Below are 7,455 nucleotides of genomic sequence, written 5' to 3' on the forward strand. Positions count from 1 at the left end.
GGAATCTGCTTCGAGCATTTTACTGAGACATCTGTTTATGGCTGAATCTTTCCTGTGGTTAAATTCAATGGAATTTCCAATAAGTTCAAGATCATCCTGAAGACTGACTTGTATTTCTTTGAGATAAAGGAGTTCTTTTTTCTTTTGAATCCGGTTGTTATTCCAGCCGTCGATCTGCAGGGCCAGGAGGATTCCGATAACCACTAAGAGAACTTCGCCAAGGGCATAGAGAAAATATCTCCGGAACTGTTTTCCTGAGATTTGTTTTTGGCGAAGTTGGCGAAAAAAACGCAGCATACCTTTAGACTGGGAAACCTGGTTTCGCCCAGGCCTCCTTATAGATCAATGAATTTAAGGAATTCGCGGGAATTCGGAAGTCTTATAGCGATTTGACCTGTTACGGATTCAGGCCCCGGTGTTTTTGAGATCCAGGAATGCCTCCTGTAATTTCCGGGTAATCGGACCCACCCGACCCCCGGAGATCACATGATCATCGATCTTGCGGATCGCGAGTATCTGGGTGCTTGTCCCTGTCAAAAAGGCCTCGTCCATATTTGGGATATCCTGTACAGGGAGGCCCTCCAGCCGAACCTCGATCCCGAGTTTTTCGCATAGCTCCAACACCACCTGCCGGGTAATTCCATCGAGGATATAGCAATTCGCGGGATGGGTGTAAACAATCCTGTTTTTAACAAAAAAAACATTGGAATGGGAGGCTTCGGTAAGGATGCCGTCCCGCTCAAAGAGGGTTTCATAGCAGTCATGAGCCATAGCGAATTCGTTGGCCATCACATTGCCCAGGAGGGAAGTCATTTTGATATCACAGCGGGACCATCGATAATCTTTTTGAACTACTACAGAGGCAGGGGTTTCGTTGATATCCGGCAGCGTCTTTGCCCAGGCGTACATCATAACTGTAGGTTGAATATCTCTGGGGTAGGAGTGCTGCCGGGGTGCGACCCCCCGGGTGACCTGAATATAAAGCAGGCAATCGGCGGTTTCAAGGCCTGAAAGCTCAAGCAGCCTGGGTATTTCGGACTCCAGGGTATCCACGTTGCAGGAAATGTCAATTTTATCCAGGCAGGTTCTCAGTCTTGACAGGTGCGCTTCCCGGTAGAAAAACTGTCCCCCGATCCGGGCCATCACCTCGTAGATGCCATCCCCGAAAATAAACCCACGGTCAAAGACCGATATTTTAGCATCGGCGGCGTTCAGGATTTCCCCGTTGAGAAAGACTTTCGAAGGATAGCTGGGCGGTTTCGGCACGAAAATACATTTGAATTTACCTCCTAAGATAAGGGGTTATTCTTTGACCACGCGGAACCCGATGTGTTCCGGGGTGCTACTGACCGCCTCGGTCGCAGGGTCCACGAAATCATAAGCGCTATAGTCATACGTTTTCAGTCCGGACGGGGTTTGATAGTACTCCGCTGCATTTCCTCCCAGGTCGAATACCATCACCTCTTTTTTTAATTTCACCATAGGATGTAGCCCCGTATTGTGGATAAGGGGTGTACGGATCTCTTCTAATTTTTCCTGAAGCCCGGGGACGTCCAGGGCCGTGAGCTCATACCCGGCCCAGTGGTTCAGGTTATTCTGGTCTTTGTAAGACTTTCGGGCTTTTTTATGCAAACTTTTTGCTTCTTTGGTATTCGGCAGCCGATAGGTTGCCCCGGTTTTTTCTTTCAGCCAGTCGAGATATGCCTCGATTTCCGATGCATCCAACCCGGTTATCGGGGAATTGGCATAGAGGCGATCAAAGGTGTTCCCGGTGAAAGCGTGATACTGTGCCCGGGTGACCTCATGGGTTCCAATCGCGATGGTGTCTTTTCCCATGGACACCGTTGGCGGGACCAGGACTCCATTCTGCAGGTTCCCGATCAACCCGTCTTCAGAAAGGTTTTTTTGCATGGAAAGTAATGCAGCCATGGGACTGTCCTTTTTAAAGGCTTCATTCTCCGGTTTTTCCTCCTTAAAAAGGTAGGTGTTGAACCATTCCAGTTCCTCTTTCATTTTACGGAGTTGATGGGTTATTTTTTGCAACCCGTGGGGCTGTCCGGGAAACCATAGGAATTTGACGGGTGCCTTTCCAACCTGTTGGAGGCCGCGGTAGTACTCCCATCCCTGATCGCGCGGAACAGCCCTATCCTCGCTGCCGTGAAAGATAATAGTAGGGGTTTTTATTTTTTCGATCTCAAAGATGGGCGAGTTATCTATGTACCATTCGTTGTAGTGTTTTCCGTTGGTGTCATCCCAGGGTGCCCCCCCGAAATAACTCTGGTCGAAAGTGACCCCAAACCGGCAGGTCCCGTAATCGGAAGTCCAGTTAATATCCCCGGCACCTGCAGCGGCCACTTTAAACATATCGGGGTATTTCAGGGTCATCCAGGTGGTGAGGATCGCTCCATTGGACCACCCCATGATCCCGAGTTTATCCATATCGATGAAGCCCTGATTTTTCAGGTGCTGCACCCCGTTGTAGAGGTCTACCTCTTCCAGGGAGTAATACTTCCCGTTTTTTATAGATTCGATAAAGGCGAGGCTGTGATTCCCGGATCCGTGGTAGTTCGGCTTGAGTACAAAAGCACCTTTATCCGTAAAGATTTGCGGATAGGTGGACCAGCGCTCGGACCACTCGTCCTGATCCACACCTGTGGGCCCGCCGTGGATGCTCAGGACGAGTGGGTAGGTCTTGCCTGCCACATAATTCTTTGGATAGTAGAGAATACCGTTGACTTCTTCTTCATTCGCTCCGGTCCAGTAGATGATTTCGGATTTTGCAATCGGTTTCTTTTTGAGCTTGCTATTGAGCGATGTCAGGGTCACCGGGTTTTCCAGTGCCACATTCTTTCGGTTAACTTGCAATTGAGCCAGTTTGTACTCGGGTAGCTTGGCAGCCGTGGAATACCTGTAAATGACTTTATCGGTTTTATGGTTAAAAGCCAAAACATTTACGTGCCCTTCCAGTTCCCCCAGTTCAAAATCCTTCCAGTTCCATCCCTTCCCCTCTTTTTGATAGTAGCGCAATTTCTGAAGCGGTCCATTCGCCAGTTGTACCAGTACGTCAGAGCCGTTGAGGTAATAGGATCCCGAGAGGCCGTTTTCCCAGTCCAGGGGGACCTTAACATAGTCTTTTGTGGCAAAATCAAAGTAATACAGCTCCCGGATTCCGGCGCCATTCCACTGGGGATCGGAAGAAGTTTCTGCAGAAAAATAGAACCCCTTGCCATCCGGGGTAAAACTATAGCCCCCAGGGCTCTGAAGTCCTTTAAGGATGGGCAGGGATGAACCAGCCTCCAGGTTCATAAGGACGTAATTGGGTTTGGGGTTGCCGTCGGTAGCATAGTCCGGGGATGTGATTTCCTGGTAAATGAGGTAGTGGCCATCTTCGGATACCGCAAAGCTGGAAATGCGGTATTTATTTTCCGTCAGGCGCTTCATATTTTTGGATTTCAGGTCCAGGGTAAAAAGCCGGCGTGGGTTCCAGTGGGCCGTATCTTCGACAATTTTCGTATTGTCTTTTTCATAGGTAATATCGTAAAGGGTTTTCCCTTCTTCCCCAATAAACACCAGGGCACTGTCTCCTAATCGGGAAAGGGAGCTGAAGCCATTATCGAATTTTTTAAATGCTTCAGCTTCCCCACCCTGGAGATTCAGTTTCCAAAGCGTTTTACCCTTCTCACGGGTTGAGCTGAAATACAGGCTTTCCCCATCATCACTGAAAACCGGGTTCGATTCGCTTTCTTTGGATCGGGTGAGCTGTACTACTTTAGGTGTATCCCCATCAGGGTGAAGTCTGGCGAGGTAGAGGTGGTTTACGAATTTGTCCTCCTTCTCCATGCCTTTGCGCTGCATCCAGACCACTTTCTGCCCATCCCTGGAGAATTCAGGACTGTTGACATATACGGTGCTTATAATTTCCTCCGGGGTCCAGAGATCTTCCTGGGCAAATGTGGTGAGGCATCCTAAAAGAAGGGTAAGGCTCAATAGTACTTTCATGATAGTAAATGTTTATAACCCATCAAGTGTACTAAAAAAAATACAATCTGTCCTCGGGCGCACCTGGTCTTTTTATTGGACATTTCATCCTGTGTAATTTGAAATATTGCCTGAAATTTGGTTTCTTGAAGACCAGAAGAGAACACTTCGAAACATGAAAACCATAACACTACTGCAATTGGGCCGGTGCCTGATCTGCTTTATCTTATTGAGCCCATTATCTGCCTCTGGCCAATGTGAACTGATAAAAAGGGATATTGAGAATGTCCGCAGCACGGCTATTGAGGTACTGCAACTTTCAGACACCCTTGAAGTTTTTGTCAGTGCCGTGGACCGGACCAGGCAATACCGTACTGCGCGCTCCAATACCCGAAAGGCCCAGATTTACTCAGGGGAAATCCTGGCAGCCGCCTACCGTGCAGTAGCCAGGACGGCAGAAGCCCGACAGCGGGCTGAAAACTGTGGAATAGCTGATATAGACCGGTACCTCACCAAAGCAGCCGGAAGTGCGGAAAAAGTCAAAGATCTGGCTGACCGGGCTTTCGGGTATTCCAAACGGGCCTATGCCTCGCGCAGCCTTTCAGGTATGCAGAATTACCTTCAGAAAGCCCTTGCTGCGATTCGCGAAGCTGAATCGGCGGCCAGCGCTACCGCCTATGCCGCCTCCGAGGCTCATTTCAGCACTTCCCGGGAAGTCCTTGTCGCCGCCGGGAAGGGCCCGTAAATCCTGCCGTGCTAGAATGGCAAACCTGCCTTGTTACCTGATTGGGCATGTCTTTAGCAGAAGGGATGCCCGAAACCCTTTACTGTATCGTTTCTTTTAATTCCCTCAGATAGGTTCTTGAGGCCAGAGCGAAGAAGAGGATGGCGATGGACTGGGATAAAAAGATGCAGCAAAATGCCCATCGAAGACTTAAATCTCCGTACTCAGGCTGTAGCACATCGCTTACAAACCCTATGGTTAAGGGGCCAAAGCCCAGGCCTATAATATTGAGAATTAAAAATAATACTGCCGAAGTAAAAGCACGCATTTTGGCACTTACAAGGCTGTGACTCACTGCGATGGCAGGCCCCAGGTAGATACCCAACAAGGCAGAGACCAGGAAAACCATTATGACGACTATATGGAGTTGGGGTGAAAACACGTACACAGCAAAGGGAATGAGGGCTAAAATAGCGGCTACCATCGGAAGCCAGATATACCATCGCATGTCCGAGATCCTGAGCCTGTCGGCGAGGAAGCCTCCCAAAAACGTACCTATACCGCCACCTATTCCAAAGGCCACGCCCAGGAGATATCCTGCTTTGGAAACTTCCACCCCGTGTACACGTTGCAGGAAGGAGGGTAGAAAATTCCCGGCCCCATAGGATCCGAAAGCAATAAAACCGGAGCCCAGGGCGATGAAAATAAATGTTTTTTTACCCAGCAAGGTTTTGATCACGTCGGATAGTGTGGGGACTGTGCTGCTTACCCCTTGTGGATCATACCTCCCTTTTACAGGTTCTTTGACGAAATAATAGATTGCGGCCGCCAGCAGGATCCCCGGAATCCCCACAGCATAAAAAGCAACGCGCCAGCCGTAATTCTGTGCCAGGACGCCTCCGATGGTAAAGCCCAGGAAAATCCCAATATAGATTCCCACGGAGTAAATCGAGAGGGCGGTAGCCCGCTTTTCAGGCGGGAAGTAATCGGATATAATGGAGTGGGAGGGAGGACTGCCACCTGCCTCCCCAATCCCTACCCCAATTCGGGCTAAAAGCATTTGGGTAAAACTGGTAACCATTCCAGAGATAACGGTCATCGCAGACCAGATGGCCAGGCTGGCACTCACCACATTTTTGCGATTGCCTTTATCTGCCAGACGTGCAATGGGAAGGCCCAGGGTAACGTACAGGGCGGCAAAAGCAAGGCCGGTTAAGAGCCCGAGTTGAGTGTCGCTTAAGCCGAGGTCTGCCTTTACAGGTTCGGCCAGGATTACCAGTAGTTGGCGATCAATAAAACTAAAGGTATACACCAGGGTCAGCAAGGCGAGAACCACCCATTTATTCCGATTCGTTTCCGTCATGACCTTGTTTTGAGGTGTAATAAATTCAAGGTAGGGAATAAAAACCAGATTAGGTTAGGCGGATTTTAAAGAGTTTTTCCGTTGGAAAAAGATCAGAACCTCCAATTTTGTACGAAGATAAGTAGGCCCTCCGGGGGGTGAATGAGGAAGGCATTGGAATTATTCAATGGTAGTACCTACCAGGTCAGCTTTTGAATGAACAGGGTTACGGGTATTCCCGAGTAGGGTTTCGAGGGCATCTTTTTTAAGGTAAAGAGTGCCGACGGAATCATCCCCGTAGTAAATATTAATTTTTAAGGGTTGTCCGGGTCGCAAAGGGCGACGGGTCACCAGGCGGGATTCGCCAATTTCAATACGCTGCATACTGAGGTCGAATCCCTCCTTTAAAACGTTGTATAAATAATCGAGTTCGAGATCGGTAGCGTAAAATTCCAGGGACCTGACCTTCCGGTCCGAAGTAGTATCATCCCAATACCAAAGAGTGTAATAGGGAGGCATGTCTGTTACCTCAGCATATTCAATAAAGGGAAGTTCCAATGTCGTAGCCCTGGCAGAGCCTACAATCATTTTGTTTTCCTGTATGACTTCGCCAATTTGGCCATAGGCCAGGGGTGCGGACAGGAAGAGCACCAAACACAGGCTCCACAGGAAGCCATTCCTGATACAGGAATTATTTTCAGACATGTTAATTTTCATAGAGGTTCTCCTTCAAAAATACGGGAGTTAATTGGAAAAATGGCAATTCCCGCCTGCGAAAGTCCGTTGATCTGCCTTTTTTAGAAGAACATCGAAATTGGATACTAAAGTGAAATAATCTGCAGGATGTACGACAGAATCAATCGGTGAATGGCCTTGAACCCACACACCAAAATCCAAGCCACAAAGAAAAGCAGGTAAATCCTTGAAAATCAAATAGTACAATTGACTTTCGGGTGGTGCAATAGACTTTTAAATTCTTTTTGAATCGACCTTGCTTAAGTCAAAAATATCTTTCCTTCGATCTCGCAGATTACGTACACTTCCAAATTGATTGAGCTCTCTGAGTAAGTCGATGTCGACGTCGGCGATCAGAATCATCTCTGTGTTCGTCGTAGCTTCTGCCTTGATGCCATTGGCGGGGAAGGAAAAATCACAAGGCGTAAAAACCATGGACTGGGCAAATTGGATGTCCATATTATGTACTTTGGGCAGGTTCCCGACACTGCCTGCGATGGCCACATAGCACTCATTTTCGATAGCCCGTGCCTGTGCACAATGCCTTACTCTGGAATACCCGTTTTGAGTGTCCGTTAGAAAAGGAATAAAAAGGATATCCATCCCTTCATCAGCCAGGAGCCTGCTGAGTTCCGGAAATTCGGAATCATAGCAGATAAGTACCCCAATTTTGCCG

The 7,455-nt window shown here is 48.4% G+C and carries 7 protein-coding genes; 1 reads left to right on the top strand and 6 read right to left on the bottom strand.

All coding sequences use genetic code 11. The features are described from left to right. The 3 genes from WBV75_RS07835 to WBV75_RS07845 form a co-directional block, all read right to left on the bottom strand. On the bottom strand, positions 1 to 297 hold a 297-nt coding region (locus tag WBV75_RS07835; RefSeq protein WP_424120077.1), incomplete at its 3' end, for a DUF6090 family protein. A gap of 108 nt (positions 298 to 405) precedes the next feature. Beyond that, a complete protein-coding gene (locus tag WBV75_RS07840) occupies positions 406 to 1,266 on the bottom strand; it encodes an aminotransferase class IV (RefSeq protein WP_424120078.1) in 861 nt (286 codons plus the stop codon). Positions 1,267 to 1,302: 36 nt separating this feature from the next. After that, positions 1,303 to 3,999, bottom strand: coding sequence for a prolyl oligopeptidase family serine peptidase (locus WBV75_RS07845; RefSeq protein WP_424120079.1), 2,697 nt, complete (start codon positions 3,997 to 3,999; stop codon positions 1,303 to 1,305). Between the two features lie 154 nt (positions 4,000 to 4,153). Between WBV75_RS07845 and WBV75_RS07850 the strand changes: the two genes are divergently transcribed. Further along, positions 4,154 to 4,723 (top strand): hypothetical protein, encoded by a 570-nt coding sequence (locus WBV75_RS07850; protein WP_424120080.1) that lies wholly within the window; start codon positions 4,154 to 4,156, stop codon positions 4,721 to 4,723. Between the two features lie 79 nt (positions 4,724 to 4,802). Here the strand turns inward: WBV75_RS07850 and WBV75_RS07855 are convergent, their stop codons facing one another. The 3 genes from WBV75_RS07855 to WBV75_RS07865 form a co-directional block, all read right to left on the bottom strand. Further along, a complete protein-coding gene (locus WBV75_RS07855) occupies positions 4,803 to 6,065 on the bottom strand; it encodes a spinster family MFS transporter (protein WP_424120081.1) in 1,263 nt (420 codons plus the stop codon). 159 nt (positions 6,066 to 6,224) lie between these two features. Next, positions 6,225 to 6,761, bottom strand: coding sequence for a hypothetical protein (locus WBV75_RS07860; RefSeq protein ID WP_424120082.1), 537 nt, complete (start codon positions 6,759 to 6,761; stop codon positions 6,225 to 6,227). Between the two features lie 252 nt (positions 6,762 to 7,013). Next, on the bottom strand, positions 7,014 to 7,455 hold a 442-nt coding region (locus WBV75_RS07865; RefSeq protein WP_424120083.1), incomplete at its 5' end, for a nitrilase-related carbon-nitrogen hydrolase.

The sequence above is a fragment of the Robiginitalea sp. genome, from assembly GCF_049588695.1.
Classification (GTDB): Bacteria; Bacteroidota; Bacteroidia; order Flavobacteriales; family Flavobacteriaceae; genus Robiginitalea.

Coding starts and splice junctions, on each gene's coding strand:
- WBV75_RS07855 (WP_424120081.1), bottom strand. CDS start 6,065: ATGACGGAAACGAATCGGAATAAATGGGTGGTTCTCGCCTTGCTGACC.
- WBV75_RS07860 (WP_424120082.1), bottom strand. CDS start 6,761: ATGAAAATTAACATGTCTGAAAATAATTCCTGTATCAGGAATGGCTTC.
- WBV75_RS07845 (WP_424120079.1), bottom strand. CDS start 3,999: ATGAAAGTACTATTGAGCCTTACCCTTCTTTTAGGATGCCTCACCACA.
- WBV75_RS07850 (WP_424120080.1), top strand. CDS start 4,154: ATGAAAACCATAACACTACTGCAATTGGGCCGGTGCCTGATCTGCTTT.